This window comes from Streptomyces sp. NPDC037301, from assembly GCF_055602785.1.
Genome location: NZ_JBVJWD010000016.1, coordinates 33,574 through 56,351, shown reverse-complemented (window position 1 = coordinate 56,351; position 22,778 = coordinate 33,574). Strand labels below are relative to the sequence as shown.

Below are 22,778 nucleotides of genomic sequence, written 5' to 3'. Positions count from 1 at the left end.
ACGGGGACGCCTGGCACGATGGCAAGGTGACCGCACCTCTGACACCGCCTCACCAGCCCTCGTCCAACGACCCCTGGCAGACCCCGCCGAAATGGGGTGGTCAGGGTGGGCCCGGTCGTCCCGGCGGCCCGGGTGCTTCCCACTCCGGCACCCTGCTGGAGTCGCAGGAGGAGCGGAATCTCCGGTCGGATCTGCTGCGTGCCGCTGTTGTCACCGTTCTCGTGACCGTCGTGGGCATCGGGCTCGGACTCCTCTGGCTGTGGCTGGCGCCGCGGGTTCCGCTGATCTCCGACAGCACGGCCGTCTTCCTCAGCGACAGCGAGGGCGAGGAGGCGATCGGCGCCGACGGTACGTTCGTGCTGCTGGCACTGGCTTTCGGTGCTCTCTCCGCGGTGCTGGTCTTCTTGTTCCAGCGGCGTGGCGGTATCGCCCTGGTGGTGGGGCTCGCGCTGGGCGGGCTGCTCGGTTCGCTGCTGGCCTGGCGGCTGGGGGTGTGGCTCGGGCCGGACCAGGACGTGGTCGCGCACGCGCGAGCGGTCGGCAAGGGCGTGGTCTTCGAAGCGCCGCTTCAGCTGAGGGCGAAGGCGGCGTTGCTGGCGTGGCCGCTGGGGGCGATGGCGGTTCATCTCGGGCTGACGGCGTTGTTCGGGCCACGGGATCCGGAGCCGGAGTGGGGGGTGTTCCCGGGGTGGGCCGCGGGTGGGCCTGTGCCGGGGGCGGGGCCGTCGCCCGCGGGTGGGGGTGTGCCGCCTGTGCCGCCGGCTGATTCTTAGGCGGGGTGCGGGGTGGGCCGCTGCGCGGGGCTTGTGCCCTGCCCGTCCCTTCCCGGTCCGGGGCTCCGCCCCGGACCCCGGTCCTCAAACGCCGGACGGAGCCGAAAAGCGCCCTCGAGCGCCGGGCAGGCTGAACGGCATCCCCAAGCGCCGGGCGGGCCGAAAGTACCCTCAAGCGCCAGGCTGAAGGCGCCCAGGGCGGCTACCCCCGGCCGATCTCCGCGAACACCGCCCCCGTCAGGGACGCCAGATCCGTGGGGGAGAGTTCGACCTCCAGGCCGCGGCGGCCCGCCGAGACGCAGATTGTTTGGTGGGACTGTGCCGACGCGTCCAGCACCGTAGGCAGCCGCTTCCGCTGGCCCAGGGGGGAGATGCCGCCCCGTACGTAGCCGGTGGTGCGTTCTGCGGCTGTCGGGTCGGCCATCGCGGCTCGTTTGCCGCCCACCGCGGAGGCCAGGGCCTTGAGGTCCAGGGAGCCGGCCACCGGGACGACCGCCACGGTGAGTGTGCCGTCGACGTCCGCGACCAGCGTCTTGAAGACCCGGTCGGGGGAGACGCCCAGTGCCTCGGCCGCCTCCTCGCCGTAGGAGGCCGACGCCGGGTCGTGGTCGTAGGAGTGGACGGTGAACGCCGTGCCGGCCGCGGTCAATGCGACCGTCGCCGGGGTGCCGCCGGACTGCTGCTTCTTCGGCTTCTTCGCCACGGGGGAGGGTCCTCGGGTCGGTCGGTCGTCAGTCAGTTGGGGTGGGTCGGGGCACGCGTCAGGTCCACCGCGGGCAAGGACGGAAGATGCCGGATGACGGCGGTCTCGGAGCGCAGCAGCGTCAGTTCCTCACGCAGTCGGGTCGCGGTGTCGGGTGCCTGGAGCAGCCGCTGCTTGCACGGGATGTCGAATACGGCCGCCGCCGCGACCAGGTAGGAGACGACGGAGGGGTCGTCGGGCAGGTCCGCACCCGTTGTCAGGGAGCGTTCGCTCGCCCCGGCCAGTCGCTTCTGGTAGTTGTGGAAGGCCCGCAGGACGCCCTCGGCGAGTGCGCCGGCCTCCTCGCCGGGTTCCTCGTCCAGCTCTTCGAGTTCGGCCGTCAGGTAGGGGCCGCTCGCGTCGACGGAGAGCAGCTTGACCCGGGTGGTGCCGGTCGCGAGGACCTCGAAGCTGCCGTCCGGCCGTTCCCGGATCTTCGCCGCGTCGGCGATGCAGCCGACCCGGTGGAAGGTCTGGATCGGGTCGGGGCCGAAGCCGTCCGCAGGACCGCGCTCGGCGGGGGTGCTCACCGCCTCCGGCATTCCGGCGGCCGTCGGGGCGATCTCGCGGCCGTCGCGGATCGCGACCACGGCGAAGCGGCGGGGTTCGTCGCCGTCGGTCTTCAGCAGCTCGCGCATCATGGCGCGATAACGCTCTTCGAAGACGTTCAGCGGCAGCACGAGGCCGGGAAACAGCACCGCGTTCAGCGGGAACAGAGGCAGGCGAGCGGTGGTCACAACGGTCAAGCGTAATGGCCGCGGGGCCGACCACGATCGGCCCGGCCCGACAAGGGCGTCGCACAGGCCACCCGGAGCCGCGCCTCGTCCCTCGCGTCGAGGAACCGGCCGAGCGGATCGTCGGAGACCGACGACCACGGGAACGACGCCGCATGGAGTCCGATCTGCCGGAACTGTTCCAGCGCCTCGCCCCAGCGGCCCCGCGCGACCAGCACGTATGTCAGCAGGTTGCGGACCTCGGCGGGCCAGGGATCGCCGGGCGCGAACGAGGCGGACAGCGCGATCGCCAGATCCGCGGCCGCGTCGATCCGTTCCTCCTGCACCGAGGTGGTTCGTAGGTCCGGCCCCTCGATCAGCAGGGCGAAGGCGGCCCGCAGCGGCAGCGCCTGCACCAGCGAGCTGGGCAGTGAGTCCTCGGCGGCCCGCTCGGCGAAGTCGAAGCACTCGCGGTGCGAGCCGTACCACGCGGCGGAGAGGTACCGCAGCGCCGCGACATGGCAGCCGTAGTGGTGCGAGGAGCGCTGGATCGCCTGCTCCCACAGCGCCTCGAACATGGTGTGCGTGGCATGGGTGCCGCGCGCATGGTCGAGCGCGAGCCGCCACGGCACCGGGTCGCGGGGGTCGCTCTCGGCCGCCGCGGTGATCAGCGGTCCCACTTCGCGCAGCTGCTCTGCCCGGACGGGCGACTCCCAGGCCCGGCGGACCGCCAGCTCGGCCTTGACGAGCAGCGCGTCCGGGTCGTGCGGTGCGGCGGCGAGCCAGTCGGTCAGCCAGCCGTCGCGGTTGCGGGCGAACGTGGCGAGCCGGCCCAGGTAGCGGTCCCGGTTCTCCCACTCGGCGCCGTCCCGGGTGGTGGCGAGGAGTTTCGCGGCCGGTTCGTACTCCCCGAGGGCGGCGGCGACAAGCGCCGGGGAGAGCCGTTCGTCGGGGGCGTCGAGCAGCACCGCGTCGTCCGCGGGCAGTCCGGCGGACCCCTGGGGGGAGCGCCGGATCGTGCGCGCGGTACGGAGCAGAGCGCGAAGGAATGGCATGGTGCAGACCATTGAAAAGCGCTGGTCGGGACGGCGCCAGGGGGGTGCTGTGAAGCTTTGGTGCCGAGTGGATGGGTTGTATCGAGCTGGGTCAATAAAAAGTAAAGGAAAGCGGGGAATCTGGCTTGTTTCCACTGATCCGGCCATCGGTCTCCGACACTTCGGCCGTCGCTCGGCAGATCGTTCGACCACGGCCTCCGGCCACCGCCGCGGCCACTGCGCAGAAGGGCTTCGGCCGGTCGGACGGTCGGTCGTCCGGCCGGCCGTGGCCGGTTTCCGGTCAGCCCCGGCGCAGCAGCCTTGAGGCGCCCGCCGCGACCGTCGTGGCCAGTATCCAACCCAGCAGGACGAGCACGGCCGCCGCCCACTGCCAGCCGTCCTCCATACGCCAGTAGCCGTCCTGGCCGAGATTGATGACCGGCACCAGCAGATCGAGTGCGTAGAGCGCCGGATTCCACTGCGGATGCTCATCCTGTTTGATCGCCGCCGGGACGTGCTGGGAGAAGGCCAGCGCACCCGCCGCCCACAGCACCGCCATCCACACCGCGGCCCGCCCCGGCCGGTAGCCGTACGCCACCGTCCAGTCCTGGAGGAAGCCCCAGAGCTTCGCGGCGGGCGGCAGCGTCTCGCGGCGCCGCCGCTGCTTGGCCAGCAGCACCTCGCGGGCATCCGCGTCCTCCCCGCAGTTGCGCAGCACCGTGGCGAGGCGTTCGTACGGCTCCGGTACGTACTCCGGGGTTGCCGCCGCCACCCACTCCAGGCGCCGGGAGAGCGGGAAGTGCCCGTACGGGACGAGGTTCTCGTACACGAAACCGCCCATCGCCAGACCGCCGGGCCCCGGCCAGCTGGTCGACACATCGATCAGCGTGACGACCTTCGCGCCGTTCAGCACGACCCGGCCCTCCTCCGGCCGTTCCGCGTTGAAACGCAGTTCCGGGGTGATGATCCGGCGCAGCGACAGCTCCTCGTGCCTGGCCAGAACGAACCGTGCCTTGTGCAGATCGACCGCGTCGCCGAACCGTCCGTCGTCCAGGCGTACCCCGCCGCGGCACTCGAAGATCTGCGAACGCGTACCGCGCGCCGGGGTCGGCGCCATGACGATGCCGTACGGGGGAGTGGTGCCCTGGTTCCCGGTGTCGATGCTCACCCACGCCTCGCTCATGTACAGCGTCCGCTCCACGGTCAGCTGAGGGGCGTTCAGTGCGCGCCGCCCCTCCCTGCCCCGCAGCCGGCTGCCGCGCAGACTCAGCGAACCGCCGACCTTCGCCCCGCGCAGGCTCAGTTCGCCGCGCGCCTCGACCATCTCCGCCTGCAGGTCCTGGGCGACCGCCAGTCCGTCACCGGCCAGGGCTCGGCCGCCCCGGTCGGGGCCGATCTCGATCTGGTTGATCAGCAGATCGGTGCCGATCTGTGCGTCGGTGAGCCGGATCCCGCGCTTGATGCGGCAGCGCGGCAGATGCAGATCGCCCTCGGTGCGCAGCCGGGCCGCCTCCAGTCGCGGCATCGCGCAGCCGACCATCCGCAACGTCGTGAAATGGCATTCGGGCAGCACCACCTCGCTCTCGAAGCGGCAGCCGGTCAGCTCGACGTACGGCGCGACGCGCCCGCCCGCGAGATCCAGCGTCCCGGTGATCCGTACACCCCGGAGCTTCAGCGCCGCGACCCGGCCGGGCCGCGGCGGTGGCCCGGACAGCAGCAGCCGGGCGACGACGCGCCCGTCCACACTGCGCTCCGGCCCCCAGGTGCGCGGCGCGAACGGATCGTCCCGCGCCGGGTCGCGGGCGCGCAGATCGTAGGTGCTGCCGTTCCGGAAGGCCTGCCACATGCCCAGCTCGGCCGCGCTGAGACCGTCCGGAAAATCGCCGTCGTGCGGTTCGGTCACGGGTGCCCCTTTCCGCTCGGAGCTGTTCTTCCCTCTGTGTGACGAAGTGAACGCAATTGGTCAGCAGTGACGGCCGGGACATGTATCAGCCAGTGATACGGGCGACCGGACGCCGGAGTCGGTCTGAGAGAATTGCGGTGTGATCTCTCGAATCGATCTGCGCGGCAACGCCCTCCCCGAGGGTGGAGCCCTGCGCGACCTGCTGCCCCGTGCCGAGTTCGACGTGGAGGCCGCCCTGGAGACGGTGCGGCCCATCTGCGAGGACGTACGCCATCGTGGCTCGGCGGCAGTGATCGAGTGGGGGGAGAAATTCGACGGCGTACGGATCGACTCGATCCGCGTCCCGGCCGCGGCGATCGCCGAGGCACTGGAGCGGCTCGACCCCGCCGTACGGGCCGCCCTGGAGGAGTCGATCCGCCGCGGCCGTCTCGTCCACCGCGAGCAGCGCCGCACCACGCACACCACCCAGGTCGTCCCCGGCGGCACCGTCACCGAGAAGTGGGTGCCGGTCGAGCGCGTCGGGCTGTACGTACCGGGCGGGCGCTCCGTCTACCCGTCCTCCGTCGTCATGAACGTCGTACCGGCCCAGGAGGCGGGCGTCGAGGGCATCGCCGTCGCGTCCCCGCCACAGAAGGACTTCGACGGTCTGCCGCACCCGACGATCCTCGCCGCCTGCGCCCTGCTCGGCGTCGACGAGGTTTACGCGGCCGGCGGCGCCCAGGCCATCGCGATGTTCGCGTACGGAACGGCCGAATGTCTTCCGGTGAACCTCGTCACCGGCCCCGGCAACATCTATGTCGCCGCCGCCAAGCGCCTCCTCAAGGGCCGGATCGGCATCGACGCCGAGGCGGGCCCCACCGAGATCGCGATCCTCGCCGACTCCACCGCCGACCCGGTGCACGTCGCCGCCGACCTGATCAGCCAGGCCGAACACGACCCGATGGCCGCCGCCGTCCTCGTCACCGACTCCGAGGAACTGGCCGCAGCCACCGAGGCCGAGCTGAAGCCGCAGGTCGCGGCGACGAAGCACGTCACCGACCGGATCGAGCCCGCGCTGGCCGGCCGCCAGTCCGCGATCGTCCTGGTCAACGACCTGGAGGACGGCCTCGAGGTCGTCGACGCGTACGCCGCCGAGCACCTGGAGATCCAGACCGCCGACGCCGCCGCGCTCGCCGACCGGGTCCGCAACGCCGGGGCGATCTTCGTCGGCCCGTGGGCCCCGGTCTCGCTCGGCGACTACTGCGCGGGCTCCAACCACGTCCTGCCGACGGGCGGCTGCGCCTGCCACTCCTCGGGCCTGTCCGTGCAGTCCTTCCTGCGCGGCATCCACATCGTCGACTACACGCGCGATGCGCTCGCCGAGGTCACCCACCATGTCGTGACCCTCGCCGAGGCGGAGGACCTTCCCGCCCACGGCGCCGCGCTCAAGGCCAGGTTCGGCGGAGAGGTTCCGCAGCAGTGACGCACAGCAACACCACCCGCATGGACGATCTTCCGGTCCGCGACGAACTGCGCGGCAAGTCCCCGTACGGGGCGCCGCAGCTCGACGTACCCGTGCGGCTGAACACCAACGAGAACCCGTACCCGCTGCCCGAGGCGCTCGTAGACCGGATCGCCGAGCGCGTCCGCGAGGCCGCCCGCGACCTCAACCGCTACCCCGACCGGGACGCCGTCGAGCTCCGTACGGAGCTGGCCCGCTACCTCAGCCGCACCGCCGGGCACGAGGTCGGCCTCGCCAACGTCTGGGCGGCCAACGGCTCCAACGAAGTGCTCCAGCAATTGCTGCAGACCTTCGGCGGCCCGGGGCGCACCGCGATCGGCTTCGAGCCCTCGTACTCCATGCACGCCCTCATCGCCCGCTCCACCGGCACCGGCTGGATCTCCGGACCGCGCAACGAGGACTTCACCATCGACGTCGAGGCCGCCCGGAAGACCATCGCCGAGCACCGGCCCGACGTCGTCTTCATCACCTCGCCCAACAACCCCACCGGCACCGCCGTCGACGCCGAGACCGTACTCGCGCTGTACGAGGCCGCCCAGGCGGCCAAGCCGTCGATGGTCGTCGTCGACGAGGCGTACGGCGAGTTCAGCCACCACGCCTCGCTGCTCCCGCTGATCGAGGGCCGGCCGCACATGGTGCTCTCGCGCACGATGTCGAAGGCGTTCGGCGCCGCCGGACTGCGCCTCGGCTACCTCGCCGCCGACCCGGCCGTCGTCGACGCGGTCCAGCTGGTGCGCCTGCCGTACCACCTGTCCTCCATCACCCAGGCCACCGCGCTCGCGGCCCTGGAGCACACGGATACGCTGCTCGGATACGTCGCGCAGCTGAAGAGCGAGCGCGACCGGATCGTCACCCGGCTGCGCGCTCTCGGCTACGACGTCACCGACTCGGACGCCAACTTCGTCCAGTTCGGCCGCTTCGCCGACAGCCACACCGCCTGGCAGCAGATCCTCGACCGGGGCGTCCTGGTCCGGGACAACGGCGTACCGGGATGGCTGCGGGTCTCCGCGGGCACCCCGGCAGAGAACGACGCGTTCCTCGATGCGGTACGCACGCTTGTAAATGAGATCGCCAAGAAGGAGCACGACGCATGACTCGCGCGGCCCGCGTAGGAAGAGTCGAACGCACCACCAAGGAAACCTCGGTACTCGTCGAGATCAACCTTGACGGCACCGGCAAGGTCGACGTGTCGACCGGGGTCGGCTTCTACGACCACATGCTCGACCAGCTCGGCCGGCACGGACTCTTCGACCTCACGGTCAAGACCGACGGCGACCTGCACATCGACTCGCACCACACCATCGAGGACACCGCCCTCGCCCTGGGTGCCGCGTTCAAGCAGGCCCTCGGCGACAAGGTCGGCATCTACCGTTTCGGCAACTGCACCGTCCCGCTGGACGAGTCGCTGGCCCAGGTCACCGTCGACCTGTCCGGACGCCCGTACCTCGTGCACACCGAGCCCGAGAACATGGCGCCCATGATCGGCGAGTACGACACGACGATGACCCGGCACATACTGGAGTCCTTCGTCGCCCAGGCGCAGATCGCCCTGCACGTCCACGTGCCGTACGGGCGCAATGCCCACCACATCGTGGAGTGCCAGTTCAAGGCGCTCGCCCGCGCCCTGCGCTACGCCAGTGAGCACGACCCGCGCGCCGCCGGGATTCTTCCCTCCACGAAGGGCGCACTGTGACCGGCCTCAACACCATCCTGATCCTGGTCGGCCTGTTCCTGGCCGGCGGGGTCTACTCCTTCTCGAAGCAGAAGATGCCCAAGGGCGTCATCGTCCTGCTCGGGCTCGCGTCCGTGATGTGCCTGGTAGCAGGCGTCATGCGGATCCAGGGACTCTGGGACTGAGGTACGACTTGTGAGCGACAAGAAGAAGAGCGGCAAGAAGAAGGTAGTCGTCTTCGACTACGGCTTCGGCAATGTCCGGTCCGCCGAGCGGGCCCTCGCCCACGTCGGCGCGGATGTCGAGATCACCCGCGACTACGAGAAGGCGATGAACGCCGACGGGCTGCTGGTGCCCGGCGTCGGTGCGTTCTCCGCCTGCATGGAAGGGCTGAAGAAGGCCCGCGGTGAATGGATCATCGGCCGCAGGCTCTCCGGCGGACGCCCCGTCATGGGCATCTGCGTCGGTATGCAGATCCTCTTCGAGCGCGGCATCGAGCACGGCGTGGAGACGGAGGGGCTGGACGAATGGCCCGGCACCGTCGCCCCGCTGAAGGCCCCGATCGTCCCGCACATGGGCTGGAACACCGTGCGGTCCCCCGAGGACTCCCAGCTCTTCGCAGGTCTCGACCCCGAGGCCCGGTTCTACTTCGTGCACTCCTACGCCGTGCACGACTGGAGCCTGGAGGTCACCAACGCCAAGATCCGCGCGCCCCGGGTCACCTGGGCCACCCACGGCGAGCCGTTCGTCGCGGCCGTGGAGAACGGCGCCCTGTGGGCCACCCAGTTCCACCCCGAGAAGTCCGGCGATGCCGGCGCCCAGCTGCTGACCAACTGGATCGAGACGCTGTAATGCCGAAGCTTGAACTCCTCCCCGCCGTCGACGTACGCGACGGCCAGGCCGTCCGCCTCGTCCACGGTGAGTCCGGCTCCGAGACCTCCTACGGTGACCCCCTGCAGGCCGCCCTCGCCTGGCAGCAGGCGGGCGCCGAATGGCTGCACCTGGTCGACCTGGACGCCGCGTTCGGCACCGGTGACAACCGGGCGCAGATCGCCGAGGTCGCCCGCTCCATGGACATCAAGGTCGAGCTCTCCGGCGGCATCCGCGACGACGCCTCGCTCGCAGCGGCTCTCGCCACCGGCTGCACTCGGGTCAACCTCGGCACCGCCGCCCTGGAGACCCCTCAGTGGGTCGCCAAGGTCATCGCCGAACACGGTGACAAGATCGCCGTCGGCCTCGATGTCCGCGGCACGACACTCCGCGGCCGCGGCTGGACCCGCGACGGCGGTGACCTCTACGAGACGCTCGCCCGCCTCGACTCCGAGGGCTGCGCCCGCTACGTCGTCACCGACATCGCCAAGGACGGCACGCTCCAAGGCCCCAACCTGGAGCTCCTGAAGAACGTCTGCGCCGCCACCGACAAGCCCGTCGTCGCCTCGGGCGGCGTCTCCTCGCTGGACGACCTGCGGGCCATCTCCTCGCTCGTCCCGGACGGCGTCGAGGGCGCGATCGTCGGCAAGGCGCTGTACGCCAAGGCGTTCACCCTCGAAGAAGCACTGCGGGTGGTCTCCGGATGAGCGACTCCGTCAACCGCATCTCCTCCGGCGCCCCCTGGGAGGACAAGTTCGGCTACTCCCGCGCGGTCGAGCTGCCGAACGGCCTCGTCCTGGTGGCCGGCTGCACGTCGGTGGAGAACGGGCAGATCTCCGCGGGCGGCCCGTACGAGCAGACCGTCACCTCCTTCAAGGTCGCCTTCGACGCCCTGAAGCAGCTCGGTCTGGGCCGCGAGGACGTCGTCCGCACCCGGATGTACATCACGCACGCCCGGGACGTGGACGAGGTCGGCCGCGCCCACAAGGAGCTCTTCGACGACGTCCGCCCCGCGGCGTCGATGATCATCGTGTCCGGTTTCGTGGACCCGAGCCTGGTCGTCGAGGTCGAGGTCGAGGCATACCGGGCAGGTGCGCGATGACCCTCGCGGTACGCGTCATTCCGTGCCTGGACGTCGCCAACGGCCGGGTCGTCAAGGGCGTCAACTTCCAGAACCTGCGCGACGCGGGCGACCCGGTCGAGATGGCGAAGCTGTACGACGCCGAGGGCGCCGACGAGCTGACCTTCCTGGACATCACCGCGTCCAGCGGCGACCGGGAGACCACCTACGACGTGGTGCGCCGCACCGCCGAGCAGGTCTTCATCCCGCTCACGGTCGGCGGCGGCGTCCGTACCGCCGACGATGTCGACAAGCTGCTGCGGGCCGGTGCGGACAAGGTCGGCGTCAACACCGCGGCCATCGCCCGCCCGGACCTCATCCGGGAGATCGCCGAGCGCTTCGGCCGTCAGGTCCTGGTGCTCTCCGTGGACGCCCGGCGCACGCCCGCGGGCACCTTCGAGGTCACCACGCACGGCGGCCGCAGGGGCACCGGCATGGACGCCGTCGAATGGGCGCACCGGGCCGCCGAGCTGGGCGCGGGCGAGATCCTGCTCAACTCGATGGACGCGGACGGCACCAAGGACGGCTACGACACCGAGATGATCGCGGCGGTACGGGAGCACGTGACCGTCCCCGTCATCGCCTCCGGCGGCGCGGGCCGGCTCGAAGACTTCGCGCCGGCCATCGCGGCGGGCGCCGACGCGGTGCTCGCCGCGTCCGTCTTCCACTTCGGTGATCTGCGGATCTCCGAGGTCAAGGGCGCGCTCAGGGAGGCCGGACACCCGGTCCGCTGACCGCAGCAGTCATCGATCGCCGGGCGGAGCCGATTTTTCGGCTCCGTCCGGCGATCGCCGTTTCGAGGGCCGTCTCCTCTCTCCGATCGTGGCGACATCGTCACCGGGAACTCCGCAGCTTTTATTGCGCAATAAAGATTGCGCAAGTTTCTTTTCCTATCTACGGTGGGAGGCATGGCAAGCAATGAATCGCGCCGGATCTCGGATCTGGAGACCCTGAAGGCGTTCGGGCACCCGCTGCGGATGAAGCTCTACCGGGCGCTCTACATCACCCGTAAGGCCACCGCCTCCCAGCTCGCCGAGCAGGTCGACGAGCAGGTCTCGCTGGTCAGTTACCACCTGCGCAAGCTCGCCGACCACGGTCTGATCGAGGAGGCCGAGCAGCAGGGCAAGGACGGCCGCGAGCGCTGGTGGCAGCCCGCCTCGAAGGGGCTGAGCTTCCGTGACGAGGACTTCAGCGACGCACCCGAGAAGGTCGCCACGCACACCGCTGTCGGCCGGCTCTCCTTCGACCAGCGCAGCGAGCTGTACCTCCGCTACCTCGACTCGGCCCAGAGCTGGTCACCCGAGTGGCGCAGCGCCTCCTCCGGCTCCGAGTACCTGGCCCGGCTCACCGCCGAGGAACTCGCCGCGCTCAGCCGCGAGGTGCACGAGCTGATCGACCGGTACGAGGAGCTCGGACGTGCCCGCGACGAAGCGGGCGACACGGAGGGGCGCGAGAACGTCGCCATGCACCTGTACGGATTCCCGTTCCGAACCTGAGCCGGCGCCCCGAGAGGACGACCCTCATGACCGTCACCGTCACGGCCACGAAAGCTCCCGAACGCCCCGCCCACCGCGACGGCAACGTCCTGCGCTGGCTCGGTGCCTACACCGCTTCGATGATCGGCGACAGCGTCTACTACATGGCGCTCGCCTGGGCCGCCGCCCGCACCGGCAGCGCCTCCCAGACCGGACTCGTGCTCGCCGTCGGCTCCATACCCAGGGCCTTACTGATGCTCGGCGGGGGAGTGCTCGCCGACCGGATCGGACCGCGCCGCGTCGTCATCGGCAGCGACGCCGCCCGCTGCCTGGTCGTGCTGGGCCTGGCGGGCGCGCTGCTGCTCACCTCGCCCGCCGTATGGATGCTGATCGCCGTCGCGCTCGTCTTCGGCGTGGTCGACGCCCTCTTCCTGCCCGCCGTCGGCGCCCTGCCGCCCCGGATCACCGCCTCCGGACAGCTGGCCCGAGTCCAGGGGCTCCGCGGACTCGCCTCCCGTACCGCCAATGTCGTCGGAGCCCCGCTCGGCGGCGTCGCGGTGGCCGTCGGCGGCCCGAGGCTCGCGTTCGCCGCGGCCGGGGTGCTCTTCGCCGTATCGCTGCCGCTGCTCCTGTCCCTGCGGATCAGTCCGTCACCCGCCCAGGAGACTGCCGAACCCTCCGGTACCGCCTGGCACGATCTGACCGACGGGCTGCGTCACATCCGCCGTCACCCGGTGCTCGGACCGCTGATGCTCACCGTCGCCCTCAGCGAACTGGGCTTCGCGGGGCCGCTCAACCTCGGACTGATCCTGCTCGTCCGTGAGCGCGGCTGGGGCGCTTCCGGGATGGGCTGGGTCGTCGCCGCGTTCGGGATCGGCGCCGGTGCGTCGGCCCTGCTGCTCGCCGTGCGCGGCCGGGTGCCACGGGCCGGTCTCGTGATGTGTCTGACCGTACTGGTGGGCGCGGTGGCCATCGGGGCACTCGCCTACGTCCCCTCGGTGGGCCTCGCCGCTGCCGTCGCCGTCTGCATCGGGCTCTTCGCCGGCCTCGGCGGCTCCCTGTGCGGCGCCCTGACCCAGACCGTCACCGACCCCGCCTACCTGGGCCGGGTCACCTCGGTCTCGACGCTCTTCACCCACGCGATCGCACCGCTCAGCTACCCGGTCGCGGGAGCCGCCGTCGCCGTATGGGGGACGGGCCCGGTGTTCGTCGCCAGCGCCGCGGTGTGCGCGGCGGGGGCGACGGCCGGTCTGGCCTTCACCCGGCTGCGCCGCGCTGAACTCCCGCGCTGACCCGTCCCTGTACGCCTACATCCCCAGCTCCGCCGTGTGCAGCCGGGCCACCGCCTCCTTGCCGCCCTCGAGGTCCACCGTCGCCGCGTCCTGCCGGCCGAACGCGAAGAGCAGCAGCTCGCCGGGCTCGCCGGTGACCGTCACCACCGGGGTGCCCTTGTGTGCCACCGCCGTCTGGCCGTCCGGGCGGCGCAGCACCAGCCCCACCGGGGATTTGCGGCCCAGCAGCCGGGCCGTCTTCTCGGCGCGCGACCAGAGCACATCGGCGAAGACCGGGTCCAGCTCCCGCCGCGACCAGTCCGGCTGGGCCCGGCGCACATCCTCGGCGTGGACGTAGAACTCGACGGTGTTGGCGGCCTCGTCGATCTGCTTCAGGCCGAACGGGGACATCCGCGGTGGTCCGGTACGGATCAGCTGGATCAGCTCCTCGTACGGCTTCGCCGCGTACTCCGCCTGCACCCGTTCGAGGCGGTTCTTCAGCACGCCCAGCACCACCCCGCCCGCCGCGTCCGGGCGGCGCTCGCGGACCACCACATGGGCGGCCAGGTCCCGGGTCGTCCAGCCGTGGCACAGGGTCGGGGCTTCCGGTCCCGCCGCCTCCAACAGGTCGGCGAACAGAAGTCGTTCACGCTTCGCATGGGTCGACATGCTCGCCAGCGTACGACCGCCGCACGCGGTCCGCCCAGTGGACGCTGCACAGAACCGCTCCCGCGGCCACGGCACAATGGGCGCATGACCAGCGCGCCCACGCCCAGCACTCCGCCGTCCGGCAACCTCGATCCGGCCATCGCGGCCCGCCTCAAGCGCGGTGCCGACGGCCTCGTCCCGGCGATCGCCCAGCAGTACGACACCGGTGAGGTGCTGATGCTCGGCTGGATGGACGACGAGGCCCTGCACCGCACCCTCACCACCGGCCGCTGCACCTACTGGTCCCGCAGCCGTCGGGAGTACTGGGTCAAGGGCGACACCTCGGGCCACATCCAGCAGGTCAAGTCCGTCGCCCTCGACTGCGACGCCGACACCGTCCTCGTCAAGGTCGACCAGACGGGTGCCGCCTGCCACACCGGCGACCGCACCTGCTTCGACGCAGACGTCCTCCCGCTCGCTCAGTAGGGTCAGCCGTCATGGATCTCGATACCTTCCGCAAGCTGGCCGTCGACCGGCGCGTCATCCCCGTCAGCCGCCGGCTCCTCGCGGACGGCGACACCCCGGTCGGGCTCTACCGCAAACTCGCGGGCGAGCGCACCGGCACCTTCCTCCTCGAATCCGCGGAGAACGGCCGCACCTGGTCGCGCTACTCCTTCATCGGGGTACGCAGCGCCGCCACCCTCACCGCCCGCGACGGACAGGCCCACTGGCTGGGCACCCCGCCCGTCGGCGTCCCCGTCGACGGCGACCCGCTGCAGGCCCTGCGCGCCACCATCGAGACCCTGCACACCCCCCACGACCTGGTCGTCGACGACGGGCTGCCCCCGTTCACCGGCGGCATGGTCGGCTATCTGGGTTACGACATCGTGCGCCGCCTGGAGAAGATCGGCGACAGCGTCGAGGACGACCTCCACGTACCCGAGCTGACCATGCTGCTCACCTCGGACCTGGCCGTACTCGACCACTGGGACGGCAGCGTCCTGCTGATCGCCAACGCGATCAACCACAACGACCTCGCGACCGGCGTCGACGAGGCGTACGCGGACGCCGTCGCCCGTCTCGACGCCATGGAGCAGGACCTCTCGCGCCCCGTCGAGAACGCCCCCGCCGCCCTCCCGCCGTCCGAGCTCCCCCCGTACACCGCGCTGTGGGGCGGCAAGGCGTACCAGGACGCGGTCGAGGACGTGAAGGAACGCATCGGGGCCGGCGAGGCCTTCCAGGTCGTCCCCTCCCAGCGCTTCGAAACCCCGTGCACGGCAAGCGCCTTGGACGTCTACCGGGTGCTGCGTGCCACCAACCCGTCGCCGTACATGTACCTCTTCCGCTTCGACGGCTTCGACGTCGCGGGCTCCAGCCCGGAAGCCCTCGTCAAGGTCGAGGACGGACGCGCCATGGTCCACCCGATCGCCGGTACCAGGCACCGCGGCGTCACCCCGCAGGAGGACCAGGCGCTCGCCGACGAACTCCTCGCCGACCCGAAGGAACGCGCCGAGCATCTGATGCTCGTCGACCTCGGCCGCAACGACCTGGGGCGGGTCTGTGAACCCGGCAGCGTCGAGGTCGTCGACTTCATGTCGATCGAGCGGTACTCGCACGTGATGCACATCGTCTCCACCGTCACCGGCCGCGTCGCCGAGGGCCGCACCGCCTTCGACGTCCTCACCGCGTGCTTTCCCGCGGGCACCCTCTCCGGCGCTCCCAAGCCCCGCGCGATGCAGATCATCGAGGAGCTCGAACCGACCCGCCGCGGACTGTACGGAGGCTGTGTCGGCTACCTCGACTTCGCCGGGGACTCCGACACCGCCATCGCGATCCGGACCGCCCTGCTCCGCGGCGGCACGGCGTATGTCCAGGCCGGAGCAGGTGTCGTCGCCGACTCCGACCCGGTCGCCGAGGACACCGAGTGCCGCAACAAGGCCGCCGCAGTGCTCCGCGCGGTGCATACGGCCAACCGGCTCCACGGAGCATGAGGCGGTAAGGGATAGTGGGGTACGTGAGTGCTGTCCCCGTACCCCAGCCCCGTGCCCGAGCCGCCTCCGCGTCCGACGTCGCGGGAAGCCGCCGCAGCCTGGCCGCCGGCCTGCTCCTCGGGGCGGCCGGCGCCACCGTCGTCCTGCTCGCCTCCGGCCAGACGTGGGCCGAGGGCCGGGCGGCCGTCGGTGGCGGCACCCTGCCGCTGACCGCCGACGGCCAGGACGTCACCGGTCTTCCGGCGGCCCTCGCCATCGTCGGCCTGGCCGCCCTCGTCGCCGTCTTCGCCGTCCGCAGCGGCGCGCGGCTGATCGTCGCCGGGCTCCTCGCCCTCAGCGGCCTCGGCGCCGGACTGAGCGCCTACCTCGGCGCCTCCGACAGCTCGGCGCTCGACGAGAAGGCCGCGCAGACCACCGGCGACGCCTCGGCGACCATCGAGGCCCTCAGCCACACCGCGTGGCCCTACGTCACCGCAGCCGGCGGCCTGCTGATCCTGCTCGCCGGGCTGCTCGCCCTGCGGTACGGGAAGCTCTGGCCCACCATGTCGGGACGGTACGAACGGGACGGCACCCCCCGCCCCCGCAAAGCCGCCCGCACCGTCCCGGACCCGGACCGGCCCGAGGACCTGTGGAAGGCCCTGGACCGCGGCGAGGACCCGACGCGCGAGGCATGCCCCCCCCACCTCACGTCCTACCCGCACGTACGGGACAATGAGGCCGAGCTTTCTGCACAGCGGCACCAACAGCGGCACCAGCTTTGCGTACAGCGATACCAACAGCGCATCACCAACAAGGAGCAACTCATGGCGGGCAGCAGCCACGGACACACCCCGGCCGCCTGGACCGGTGTCATCATCTCCTTCTTCGGCTTCTGCGCCGGAGGCGTCTTCATGGTCGCGGCCAACCCGGTCGGCTTCTGGGCCAGTATCGCCGTCATCTTCCTCGGCGGGATCGTCGGCCTCGCGATGAAGGCCGCCGGCCTCGGCATGCCGAAGGAGTCCGCCGAGATGGCCGCGGCCAGGGCGCGGGCCGGACAGGCTCAGATCTCCTGACGCACGCACCACCCGTACGAATGCGAGGCGCAGCCCGGCCCGGGCTGCGCCTTTCCGCATCAGCGGGGACAATCACCGGGTGGACGCATCGCCTACTCCAGCCGCCGCACCGTCGGCGCCGGGCTCCCGGCCCGCCCCCTGCCGCCCGCCGATGTCCGGACACCCGCTGATGCCCGACCAGCAGCCGTCCCCGCCGGTCCTCCCTCCGGCTCCGGTCCCCGTCTCGCGTTTTTGGCGGCTCGCCACCCCGGTGGCAGTCATGGCCGCCGTCGTCGGGGCGTTCGGTTACGTCGGTGCCGTCGATCCCAATCAGCCGGGCCACTACCCGGTCTGCCCACTGCTCCGGTTCACCGGCCTGTACTGCCCGGGCTGCGGCGGGCTGCGCAGCGCCCACGCCGTCGCGCACGGCGACATCGCCGCTGCCCTCGGCTCCAATGCGCTCGCCGTCGTCGGCTACGGAATCTTCGCCGTCCTCTGGGTGGTCTGGATGGCCCGCGCCTGGCGGGGCAGGCCCATGAGCATCGCCGCGAAGCCCGTCGTCTGGTGGGGGATCGGGGCCGTGCTGCTGATCTTCTCAGTCGTCCGGAATCTGCCGTTCGGATCGGCGCTGGCGCCCTGAATGCCCAGGTAGTGGGACATTCGGCGACTGGATTCGGGCCCTTCGGCCTCCTGCGGATAGCATTGACATGGCTGATCCTGTTCCCTCATCACCGTCCCGGAAGGGGGCCGCTCGCGTGAGTGTGCTCGACGAGATCATCGATGGCGTACGCGCCGACCTCGCAGAGCGGCAGGCGCGTGTCAGCCTCGACGAGCTGAAGGAACGCGCGGCGCGCGCTCCCGCGGCCAAGGACGGAGTCGCCGCCCTGCGCGGCGAGGGCGTGACCGTCATCTGCGAGGTCAAGCGCTCAAGCCCCTCCAAGGGGGCACTTGCCGCGATCGCCGACCCGGCCGCGCTCGCCGCGGACTACGAGGCGGGCGGCGCGTCCGTCATCTCGGTCCTCACCGAGGAGCGCCGCTTCGGCGGTTCCCTCGCCGACCTGGAGGCCGTTCGCGCCAAGGTCGACATCCCGATCCTGCGCAAGGACTTCATCGTCACCTCGTACCAGCTCTGGGAGGCCCGCGCCTACGGCGCCGACCTCGCCCTGCTGATCGTCGCCGCCCTCGACCAGGAGGCCCTCGTCTCCCTGATCGAGCGCGCCGAGTCCATCGGCCTGACGCCGCTGGTCGAGGCGCACGACGAGGAGGAGGCGGAACGAGCCGTGGACGCCGGAGCGAAGATCATCGGTGTCAACGCGCGCAACCTGAAGGACCTCAAGGTCGACCGCTCCACCTTCGAGCGCGTCGCCCCCGAGATCCCGAACCACATCGTCAAGGTCGCCGAGTCCGGCGTCCGCGGCCCGCACGACCTGATCGCGTACGCCAACGCGGGCGCCGACGCGGTGCTCGTGGGCGAATCCCTGGTCACCGGACGCGACCCGCGGGCCGCCGTCGCCGACCTGGTCGCCGCCGGCGCCCACCCGGCGCTCCGGCACGGACGGAGCTGACCGCAACCATGTCCGCCGACCGTCCCGGGCCCCGTATCCGGCCGGGCCTGCGCCCCGCCGGAACGACGGCCCGGCTCCCGCACGCGCCGCTGGCGCGCGGCTGCCGCCCCCGCGGCTGCCGCGCCCCCGCCCGGCGCGTGCACGGCAGGCGCGTGCGGTACGTGATCGGCGACGAGCCCGGCCAGGTCAACGGCATGCGATGGCGCACGGGGTCCGCGCTGTAGCGAGCCCCGGCCGACGTACCTGCACCACTCCTGTCGTACGTACGACCGCACGCCCGACCGCTCCCGGTCGCGGCGGCGCTCCGCTCACGGCGCATACGGTGAACCCACCCATTGCAATGTCGAGGAGCACGTCGGATGTCATCTGACTTCTTCATTCCGGACCCGGAGGGTCTGATCCCCAGCGCCGAGGGGTACTTCGGTGCGTTCGGCGGCAAGTTCATCCCGGAGGCGCTGGTCGCCGCCGTGGACGAGGTCGCCGTCGAGTACGGCAAGGCCAAGGCCGACCCGGCCTTCGCCGCCGAGCTCAACGAGCTCATGGTCAACTACACCGGCCGCCCCAGCGCGCTGACCGAGGTCCCGCGCTTCGCCGAGCACGCGGGCGGCGCCCGGATCTTCCTCAAGCGCGAGGACCTGAACCACACCGGCTCGCACAAGATCAACAATGTGCTGGGGCAGGCGCTGCTCACCAAGCGCATGGGCAAGACCCGGGTCATCGCCGAGACCGGCGCCGGCCAGCACGGCGTCGCCACCGCGACCGCCTGCGCGCTCTTCGGCCTCGAATGCACCATCTACATGGGTGAGATCGACACCGAGCGGCAGGCGCTGAACGTGGCGCGGATGCGGATGCTCGGCGCCGAGGTCATCGCCGTGAGGTCCGGCTCCAGGACCCTGAAGGACGCCATCAACGAGGCGTTCCGCGACTGGGTCGCCAATGTGGACCACACGCACTACCTCTTCGGCACCGTCGCCGGACCGCACCCCTTCCCCGTCATGGTCCGCGACTTCCACCGCGTCATCGGTGTCGAGGCCCGCCGACAGATCCTGGAGCGGACCGGCCGGCTGCCGGACGCCGCCATCGCCTGTGTCGGCGGCGGCTCCAACGCCATCGGGCTCTTCCACGCCTTCATCCCGGACGCGCACGTCCGGCTGATCGGCTGCGAGCCCGCCGGACACGGTGTGGAGACCGGCGAGCACGCGGCGACCCTGACCGCGGGCGAGCCCGGCATCCTGCACGGCTCGCGCAGTTACGTCCTCCAGGACGACGAGGGCCAGATCACCGAGCCGTACTCCATCTCGGCCGGCCTCGACTACCCGGGCATCGGCCCGGAGCACGCGTACCTCAAGGACATCGGCCGCGGCGAGTACCGCGCGGTCACCGATGACGCCGCCATGCAGTCGCTGCGCCTCCTCTCCCGTACCGAAGGGATCATTCCGGCCATCGAGAGCGCCCACGCGCTGGCCGGCGCCCTGGAGGTCGGGAAGGAGCTCGGCAAGGACGGACTGCTCGTGGTCAATCTGTCCGGCCGCGGCGACAAGGACATGGACACGGCAGCCCGCTACTTCGGGCTGTACGACGGGACCGACGGGGTCGTCGAGGCCGATGTGGCCGACGGGGAAGAGGAGGTCACCAAGTGAGCGGCAATGTGGAGTTGTTGAGTTCGTCCCTCGCACAGGCGAAGGCGGAGAACAGGGCCGCGCTCATCGCGTACCTCCCGGCCGGCTTCCCGACCGTCGACGGCGCGATCGCCGCCGTGAAGGCGGTCGTGGCGGGCGGTGCGGACATCGTCGAGGTGGGGCTGCCGCACAGCGACCCGGTGCTCGACGGCCCGGTCATCCAGACCGCCGACGACATCGCCCTGCGCGGCGGTGTGAAGATCGCCGATATGATGCGCACGGTCCGCGAGGCGTACGAGGCGACCGGTGTCCCGATCCTCGTCATGACGTACTGGAACCCGATCGACCGGTACGGCGTCGAGCGCTTCACGGCCGAGCTCGCCGAGGCTGGTGGCGCCGGGTGCATCCTGCCCGACCTGCCCGTCCAGGAGTCCGAACTGTGGCGCGAACACGCTGACAAGCACGGTCTGGCGACCGTCTTCGTCGTCGCGCCGAGCAGCAAGGACGAGCGTCTCGCCACCATCACCGCGGTCGGCTCCGGCTTCGTGTACGCGGCCTCGCTGATGGGTGTCACGGGCACCCGCGAGTCCGTCGGCGAGCAGGCCCAGGACCTGGTCGCGCGCACCCGCGCCACCACGTCCCTCCCGGTCTGCGTGGGACTCGGCGTCTCCAACGCCCGACAGGCCGCCGAGGTCGCGGGCTTCGCCGACGGAGTGATCGTCGGCTCGGCCTTCGTCAAGGGCATGCTCGACGCCCCCGACGAGGAGGCGGGTCTGGCCGCGGTCCGCTCCCTGGCGGGCGAACTCGCCGAAGGCGTTCGAAAGCGCTGAAACGGGTGTAATCCAAATGGGTGGACCTGGCCCCGGGGAGGCACGCACGTGCCTCCCCGGGTCGTTGCTGCGGGTGTGAGCGAGAAGAACGAACAGGGAAAAAGGGCCGCGCGAGACCGGCTCGTCCAGCAGCGGGAGCGCCAGAAGGCGCGCGAGCGCCGCAGGCGCATGCTGATCGTCGGCGCCGGCCTGGTGGGTGTGCTGGCGCTGGCCGCCGTCGTCGGCGTGATCGCCGCGAACACGGGCGACAACGGCAGCAAGAGCAAGACGGCGGGCCCCGCCGTCGCGCCGTCCGGCGCGACCGGCAAGGACAGCCTGGCCATCCAGGTCGGCGCGGACGACGCCCCGTCCACACTCACCATCTGGGAAGACTTCCGCTGCCCGGTCTGCGCCCAGTTCGAGAACGCGTTCCGGGACACCATCCACCAGTTGGAGAGCACCGGACAGATCAAGGTCGAGTTCCACCTCGCCACGATCATCGACGGCAATCTCGGCGGCAGCGGCTCGCTGCGGGCGGCCAACGCCGCGGCCTGCGCACAGGACGTCGGCAAGTTCTCCGCGTACCACGACGTCCTCTACCGCAACCAGCCGCAGGAGTCCGTCGACGCCTTCGCCGACAACGCCAAGCTGATCAAGCTCTCCGGGAAGGTCCCGGGACTCGACACCACCGCCTTCCGCAGCTGTGTGGAGGACGGAAAGCACGACAGCTGGGTACAGAAGTCCAACACGGCGTTCCTGAAGGGCGGATTCGAGGGCACGCCGACCGCGCTGCTCAACGGCGAGTCGATCTTCCCGAAGAAGGGGAACGAACCGATGACCGCGGCCAACCTGAAGAAGTGGGTCGCCGAGGCCAACAAGGTCAACAAGGGCAAGAAGCCGGGCACGGTCACCCCGGCACCGTCGGGATCCTGAGCGGTGACCCAAAGGGGGAACAGATGACCTGCCCGTTACCCAGACGTTGCCGGGTGGGTTGCCGTACGCCCCACCCGGCAAGGTAGCGTCGACCCTGCCATGGACCTTGCTTACATTCCCAGCCCGTCGACCGGCGTGATCGAGCTCGGCCCGATCCCGCTCCGCGGCTACGCGTTCTGCATCATCATCGGTGTCTTCGTCGCCGTCTGGTTCAGCAACAAGCGCTGGATCGCCCGGGGCGGCAGAGCCGGCACCGTTGCCGACATCGCCGTCTGGGCTGTGCCCTTCGGCCTTGTCGGCGGCCGGCTCTACCACGTCATCACCGACTACCAGCTGTACTTCGGTGAGGGTGAGAACTGGGTCGACGCCTTCAAGATCTGGCAGGGCGGCCTCGGCATCTGGGGTGCGATCGCGCTCGGCGCCGTCGGTGCCTGGATCGGCTGCCGCCGCCGCGGGATTCCGCTGCCGGCCTATGCCGACGCGCTCGCCCCTGGTATCGCCCTGGCCCAGGCCTGCGGCCGCTGGGGCAACTGGTTCAACCAGGAGCTCTACGGCAAGCCGACCGATGTGCCGTGGGCGCTGAAGATCAGCGAGGGCCCCAACCGGGTCGCCGGTACGTACCACCCGACGTTCCTGTACGAGTCGCTGTGGTGCATCGGCGTCGCCCTGCTGGTGATCTGGGCGGACCGGCGCTTCAGGCTCGGACACGGCCGGGCGTTCGCGCTGTACGTCGCCGCGTACTGCGCGGGCCGGAGCTGGATCGAGTACATGCGGGTCGACGAGGCCCACCACATCCTGGGCGTACGGCTCAATGTGTGGACCGCGGGAATCGTGTTCGTGCTGGCCGTGGTGTACATCGTGATCTCGGCGAAGGTACGGCCGGGGCGCGAGGAGATCGTGGAACCGAACGCGGTGGACGCCGAGGGCGCGGAGGGCGGTGACGTCGCGGGTGACGCGGACGGTGCCGTTGCGTCTGATGCGGACGCGGACCGCGACGCCGTGTCCGAGGCTGCCCCGGACGCGGACGATGGCGCCGGGCACGCCGAGGACAGTGCCGCGGAGGCGCCGGCGAAGAACGGCACCGCGGAGGCGGCGAAGAACGGCTGAG

26 protein-coding genes and 1 pseudogene are annotated in these 22,778 nt (G+C 71.0%); 22 read left to right on the top strand and 5 right to left on the bottom strand.

Annotation, left to right across the window (positions count from 1 at the left end; translation table 11 throughout):
* The first annotated feature begins 26 nt into the window (after positions 1–26).
* The gene (locus tag ACZ7IB_RS24845; protein WP_470915773.1) at positions 27–773 is read left to right on the top strand and encodes an ABC transporter permease; all 747 of its coding nucleotides are present in this window, start codon (positions 27–29) and stop codon (positions 771–773) included.
* 202 nt (positions 774–975) lie between these two features.
* On the opposite strand, the gene ybaK is transcribed toward ACZ7IB_RS24845, so the two are convergent.
* From ybaK to ACZ7IB_RS24825, 4 genes are all read right to left on the bottom strand, one after another.
* On the bottom strand, positions 976–1,476 hold the full coding sequence (ybaK, locus tag ACZ7IB_RS24840) for a Cys-tRNA(Pro) deacylase (protein WP_470915771.1): 501 nt from the start codon (positions 1,474–1,476) through the stop codon (positions 976–978).
* 32 nt (positions 1,477–1,508) lie between these two features.
* Complete coding sequence (locus ACZ7IB_RS24835) at positions 1,509–2,252, bottom strand: LON peptidase substrate-binding domain-containing protein (protein ID WP_470915769.1); 744 nt, start codon at positions 2,250–2,252, stop codon at positions 1,509–1,511.
* A gap of 5 nt (positions 2,253–2,257) precedes the next feature.
* The gene (locus ACZ7IB_RS24830; RefSeq protein ID WP_470915768.1) at positions 2,258–3,283 is read right to left on the bottom strand and encodes a hypothetical protein; all 1,026 of its coding nucleotides are present in this window, start codon (positions 3,281–3,283) and stop codon (positions 2,258–2,260) included.
* A 280-nt stretch (positions 3,284–3,563) separates the two neighbouring features.
* A complete protein-coding gene (locus tag ACZ7IB_RS24825; RefSeq protein ID WP_470915766.1) occupies positions 3,564–5,165 on the bottom strand; it encodes an oxidoreductase in 1,602 nt (533 codons plus the stop codon).
* 139 nt (positions 5,166–5,304) lie between these two features.
* Between ACZ7IB_RS24825 and hisD the strand changes: the two genes are divergently transcribed.
* The 10 genes from hisD (at position 5,305) to ACZ7IB_RS24775 (ending at position 13,095) form a co-directional block, all read left to right on the top strand.
* Complete coding sequence (gene hisD / locus ACZ7IB_RS24820) at positions 5,305–6,627, top strand: histidinol dehydrogenase (RefSeq protein WP_470915764.1); 1,323 nt, start codon at positions 5,305–5,307, stop codon at positions 6,625–6,627.
* Entirely contained in the window at positions 6,624–7,760 is a 1,137-nt protein-coding gene (locus ACZ7IB_RS24815; RefSeq protein ID WP_470915762.1) for a histidinol-phosphate transaminase, read from the top strand. The genes hisD and ACZ7IB_RS24815 overlap by 4 nt, the downstream gene beginning before the upstream one ends.
* A complete protein-coding gene (hisB, locus tag ACZ7IB_RS24810; RefSeq protein WP_389646108.1) occupies positions 7,757–8,359 on the top strand; it encodes an imidazoleglycerol-phosphate dehydratase HisB in 603 nt (200 codons plus the stop codon). The genes ACZ7IB_RS24815 and hisB overlap by 4 nt, the downstream gene beginning before the upstream one ends.
* Positions 8,356–8,523 carry a hypothetical protein gene (locus ACZ7IB_RS24805; protein WP_176740053.1) on the top strand — a complete coding sequence of 56 codons (168 nt, stop codon included), beginning with the start codon at positions 8,356–8,358 and terminating at the stop codon, positions 8,521–8,523. The genes hisB and ACZ7IB_RS24805 overlap by 4 nt, the downstream gene beginning before the upstream one ends.
* Positions 8,524–8,533: 10 nt before the next feature.
* On the top strand, positions 8,534–9,190 hold the full coding sequence (gene hisH, locus ACZ7IB_RS24800; protein ID WP_470915760.1) for an imidazole glycerol phosphate synthase subunit HisH: 657 nt from the start codon (positions 8,534–8,536) through the stop codon (positions 9,188–9,190).
* Positions 9,190–9,915 carry a bifunctional 1-(5-phosphoribosyl)-5-((5-phosphoribosylamino)methylideneamino)imidazole-4-carboxamide isomerase/phosphoribosylanthranilate isomerase PriA gene (priA, locus tag ACZ7IB_RS24795; RefSeq protein WP_470915759.1) on the top strand — a complete coding sequence of 242 codons (726 nt, stop codon included), beginning with the start codon at positions 9,190–9,192 and terminating at the stop codon, positions 9,913–9,915. The genes hisH and priA overlap by 1 nt, the downstream gene beginning before the upstream one ends.
* Positions 9,912–10,310, top strand: a complete 399-nt coding sequence (locus ACZ7IB_RS24790) for a RidA family protein (protein ID WP_327275742.1) — start codon at positions 9,912–9,914, stop codon at positions 10,308–10,310. The genes priA and ACZ7IB_RS24790 overlap by 4 nt, the downstream gene beginning before the upstream one ends.
* Positions 10,307–11,062, top strand: a complete 756-nt coding sequence (gene hisF / locus ACZ7IB_RS24785; RefSeq protein ID WP_470915758.1) for an imidazole glycerol phosphate synthase subunit HisF — start codon at positions 10,307–10,309, stop codon at positions 11,060–11,062. Before ACZ7IB_RS24790 ends, hisF begins: the two co-directional genes overlap by 4 nt.
* A gap of 174 nt (positions 11,063–11,236) precedes the next feature.
* Positions 11,237–11,824: an ArsR/SmtB family transcription factor gene (locus tag ACZ7IB_RS24780; RefSeq protein WP_470915756.1), complete on the top strand. Its 588-nt coding sequence runs from the start codon at positions 11,237–11,239 to the stop codon at positions 11,822–11,824.
* A gap of 26 nt (positions 11,825–11,850) precedes the next feature.
* Positions 11,851–13,095 carry an MFS transporter gene (locus ACZ7IB_RS24775; protein WP_470915754.1) on the top strand — a complete coding sequence of 415 codons (1,245 nt, stop codon included), beginning with the start codon at positions 11,851–11,853 and terminating at the stop codon, positions 13,093–13,095.
* A 15-nt stretch (positions 13,096–13,110) separates the two neighbouring features.
* Here the strand turns inward: ACZ7IB_RS24775 and ACZ7IB_RS24770 are convergent, their stop codons facing one another.
* Positions 13,111–13,743 (bottom strand): TIGR03085 family metal-binding protein, encoded by a 633-nt coding sequence (locus ACZ7IB_RS24770; RefSeq protein ID WP_470915752.1) that lies wholly within the window; start codon positions 13,741–13,743, stop codon positions 13,111–13,113.
* A gap of 84 nt (positions 13,744–13,827) precedes the next feature.
* Between ACZ7IB_RS24770 and hisI the strand changes: the two genes are divergently transcribed.
* The 11 genes and pseudogenes from hisI (at position 13,828) to lgt (ending at position 22,777) form a co-directional block, all read left to right on the top strand.
* Entirely contained in the window at positions 13,828–14,208 is a 381-nt protein-coding gene (gene hisI / locus ACZ7IB_RS24765) for a phosphoribosyl-AMP cyclohydrolase (protein ID WP_470915750.1), read from the top strand.
* A gap of 11 nt (positions 14,209–14,219) precedes the next feature.
* Positions 14,220–15,713: an anthranilate synthase component I gene (locus ACZ7IB_RS24760; RefSeq protein WP_470915748.1), complete on the top strand. Its 1,494-nt coding sequence runs from the start codon at positions 14,220–14,222 to the stop codon at positions 15,711–15,713.
* Positions 15,714–15,727: 14 nt separating this feature from the next.
* Positions 15,728–16,384, top strand: a pseudogene (locus ACZ7IB_RS24755) (TIGR02234 family membrane protein); the annotation flags it as partial.
* 132 nt (positions 16,385–16,516) lie between these two features.
* On the top strand, positions 16,517–16,765 hold the full coding sequence (locus ACZ7IB_RS24750; RefSeq protein ID WP_470915986.1) for an HGxxPAAW family protein: 249 nt from the start codon (positions 16,517–16,519) through the stop codon (positions 16,763–16,765).
* A gap of 79 nt (positions 16,766–16,844) precedes the next feature.
* The gene (locus ACZ7IB_RS24745) at positions 16,845–17,384 is read left to right on the top strand and encodes a DUF2752 domain-containing protein (RefSeq protein WP_470915747.1); all 540 of its coding nucleotides are present in this window, start codon (positions 16,845–16,847) and stop codon (positions 17,382–17,384) included.
* A 115-nt stretch (positions 17,385–17,499) separates the two neighbouring features.
* The gene (trpC, locus tag ACZ7IB_RS24740; protein WP_093894906.1) at positions 17,500–18,309 is read left to right on the top strand and encodes an indole-3-glycerol phosphate synthase TrpC; all 810 of its coding nucleotides are present in this window, start codon (positions 17,500–17,502) and stop codon (positions 18,307–18,309) included.
* Positions 18,310–18,317: 8 nt separating this feature from the next.
* The gene (trpM, locus tag ACZ7IB_RS24735) at positions 18,318–18,533 is read left to right on the top strand and encodes a tryptophan biosynthesis modulator TrpM (RefSeq protein ID WP_470915745.1); all 216 of its coding nucleotides are present in this window, start codon (positions 18,318–18,320) and stop codon (positions 18,531–18,533) included.
* Between the two features lie 135 nt (positions 18,534–18,668).
* Complete coding sequence (gene trpB, locus ACZ7IB_RS24730) at positions 18,669–19,949, top strand: tryptophan synthase subunit beta (RefSeq protein ID WP_470915743.1); 1,281 nt, start codon at positions 18,669–18,671, stop codon at positions 19,947–19,949.
* Positions 19,946–20,758, top strand: a complete 813-nt coding sequence (gene trpA, locus ACZ7IB_RS24725) for a tryptophan synthase subunit alpha (protein WP_470915741.1) — start codon at positions 19,946–19,948, stop codon at positions 20,756–20,758. The genes trpB and trpA overlap by 4 nt, the downstream gene beginning before the upstream one ends.
* Positions 20,759–20,833: 75 nt before the next feature.
* Complete coding sequence (locus ACZ7IB_RS24720) at positions 20,834–21,670, top strand: DsbA family protein (protein WP_470915737.1); 837 nt, start codon at positions 20,834–20,836, stop codon at positions 21,668–21,670.
* 99 nt (positions 21,671–21,769) lie between these two features.
* Positions 21,770–22,777: a prolipoprotein diacylglyceryl transferase gene (lgt, locus tag ACZ7IB_RS24715; RefSeq protein WP_470915735.1), complete on the top strand. Its 1,008-nt coding sequence runs from the start codon at positions 21,770–21,772 to the stop codon at positions 22,775–22,777.
* Position 22,778: the final 1 nt, after the last annotated feature.